The sequence below is a fragment of the Paenisporosarcina sp. P5_A11 genome (genome assembly GCF_056400705.1).
This window is the reverse complement of sequence record NZ_JBFUKT010000269.1, coordinates 1-2,984: the sequence shown is the minus strand read 5'-3', so window position 1 is coordinate 2,984 and position 2,984 is coordinate 1. Positions and strand designations below refer to the sequence as shown.

General features: G+C 51.9%; 1 rRNA gene. It reads left to right on the top strand.

Features of this window, described 5'->3' with window-relative positions:
• Nucleotide 1 precedes the first annotated feature (1 nt).
• Nucleotides 2-2,935 (top strand): 23S ribosomal RNA (locus tag AC1DOS_RS19135).
• Nucleotides 2,936-2,984: the final 49 nt, after the last annotated feature.

The following is a 2,984-nucleotide window of genomic DNA, read 5'->3' as shown; positions in this document are numbered from 1 at the left end:
CGGTTAAGTTAATAAGGGCGCACGGTGAATGCCTTGGCACTAGGAGCCGATGAAGGACGGTACTAACACCGATATGCTTCGGGGAGCTGTAAGTAAGCTTTGATCCGGAGATTTCCGAATGGGGAAACCCACTGTTTTTAATCGAGCAGTACGTTTACGTGAATACATAGCGTATCCGTGGCACACCCAGGGAACTGAAACATCTAAGTACCTGGAGGAAGAGAAAGAAAAATCGATTCCCTGAGTAGCGGCGAGCGAAACGGGAAGAGCCCAAACCAAGAAGCTTGCTTCTTGGGGTTGTAGGACACTCAATACGGAGTTACAAAGGAACGAGTTAGACGAAGCGATCTGGAAAGGTCCGCCGCAGCAGGTAAAAGCCCTGTAGTCGAAAGTTCGTTCTCTCCTGAGTGGATCCTGAGTACGGCGGAACACGTGAAATTCCGTCGGAATCTGGGAGGACCATCTCCCAAGGCTAAATACTCCCTAGTGACCGATAGTGAACCAGTACCGTGAGGGAAAGGTGAAAAGCACCCCGGAAGGGGAGTGAAATAGATCCTGAAACCGTGTGCCTACAAGTAGTTAGAGCCCGTTAATGGGTGATAGCGTGCCTTTTGTAGAATGAACCGGCGAGTTACGATTGCATGCAAGGTTAAGCTGAGAAGGCGGAGCCGCAGCGAAAGCGAGTCTGAATAGGGCGATAGAGTATGTAGTTGTAGACCCGAAACCAGGTGATCTACCCATGTCCAGGGTGAAGGTAAGGTAACACTTACTGGAGGCCCGAACCCACGCACGTTGAAAAGTGCGGGGATGAGGTGTGGGTAGCGGAGAAATTCCAATCGAACCTGGAGATAGCTGGTTCTCTCCGAAATAGCTTTAGGGCTAGCCTCAATTTTGAGAATCCTGGAGGTAGAGCACTGTTTGGACTAGGGGCCCATCCCGGGTTACCGAATTCAGACAAACTCCGAATGCCAGAGATTTATAATTGGGAGTCAGACTGCGAGTGATAAGATCCGTAGTCAAGAGGGAAACAGCCCAGACCACCAGCTAAGGTCCCAAAGTAATTGTTAAGTGGAAAAGGATGTGGCGTTGCTTAGACAACCAGGATGTTGGCTTAGAAGCAGCCATCATTTAAAGAGTGCGTAATAGCTCACTGGTCGAGTGACGCTGCGCCGAAAATGTATCGGGGCTAAACAATTCACCGAAGCTGTGGATGGATTCCTTMKGGAATCCGTGGTAGGAGAGCGTTCTAAGGGCGTTGAAGCTAGACCGTAAGGACTGGTGGAGCGCTTAGAAGTGAGAATGCCGGTATGAGTAACGAAAGACGGGTGAGAATCCCGTCCACCGAATGACTAAGGTTTCCTGAGGTAGGCTCGTCCGCTCAGGGTTAGTCGGGACCTAAGTCGAGGCCGATAGGCGTAGACGATGGACAACAGGTTGATATTCCTGTACCACCACTCCACCGTTTGAGTAATGGGGGGACGCAGAAGGATAGGGTAAGCGCGCTGTTGGTTATGCGCGTTCAAGCAGTGAGGCGTGAAACGAGGCAAATCCCGTTTCTATAACGTTGAGCTGTGATGACAAGGACCATTAGGTCTGGAGTTCCTGATTTCACACTGCCAAGAAAAGCCTCTAACGAGGTGGAAGGTGCCCGTACCGCAAACCGACACAGGTAGTCGAGGAGAGAATCCTAAGGTGAGCGAGAGAACTCTCGTTAAGGAACTCGGCAAAATGACCCCGTAACTTCGGGAGAAGGGGTGCTCTATTAGGGTGTTAAAGCCTGAGAGAGCCGCAGTGAATAGGCCCAGGCGACTGTTTAGCAAAAACACAGGTCTCTGCAAAACCGTAAGGTGACGTATAGGGGCTGACGCCTGCCCGGTGCTGGAAGGTTAAGAGGAGTGCTTAGCGCRAGCGAAGGTGCGAATTGAAGCCCCAGTAAACGGCGGCCGTAACTATAACGGTCCTAAGGTAGCGAAATTCCTTGTCGGGTAAGTTCCGACCCGCACGAAAGGCGTAACGATCTGGGCACTGTCTCAACGAGAGACTCGGTGAAATTATAGTACCTGTGAAGATGCAGGTTACCCGCGACAGGACGGAAAGACCCCGTGGAGCTTTACTGTAGCCTGATATTGAATTTTGGTACAACTTGTACAGGATAGGTAGGAGCCTGAGATACCGGAGCGCCAGCTTCGGTGGAGGCGTCAGTGGGATACTACCCTGGTTGTATTGAACTTCTAACCCTTGCCCCTTATCGGGGYAGGAGACAGTGTCAGGCGGGCAGTTTGACTGGGGCGGTCGCCTCCTAAAGTGTAACGGAGGCGCCCAAAGGTTCCCTCAGAATGGTTGGAAATCATTCGTAGAGTGTAAAGGCAGAAGGGAGCTTGACTGCGAGACCTACAAGTCGAGCAGGGTCGAAAGACGGGCTTAGTGATCCGGTGGTTCCGCATGGAAGGGCCATCGCTCAACGGATAAAAGCTACCCCGGGGATAACAGGCTTATCTCCCCCAAGAGTCCACATCGACGGGGAGGTTTGGCACCTCGATGTCGGCTCATCGCATCCTGGGGCTGTAGTCGGTCCCAAGGGTTGGGCTGTTCGCCCATTAAAGCGGTACGCGAGCTGGGTTCAGAACGTCGTGAGACAGTTCGGTCCCTATCCGTCGTGGGCGTAGGAAATTTGAGAGGAGCTGTCCTTAGTACGAGAGGACCGGGATGGACACACCGCTGGTGTACCAGTTGTTCTGCCAAGAGCATCGCTGGGTAGCTATGTGTGGCCGGGATAAGTGCTGAAAGCATCTAAGCATGAAGCCCCCCTCAAGATGAGATTTCCCATTACGCAAGTAAGTAAGATCCCTCAAAGACGATGAGGTAGATAGGTTCGAGGTGGAAGCGCGGCGACGTGTGCAGCTGACGAATACTAATCGATCGAGGACTTAACCACAATTTTGAATGGCTTTCAATGGCCCGTTTATCCAGTTTTGAGTGAACAA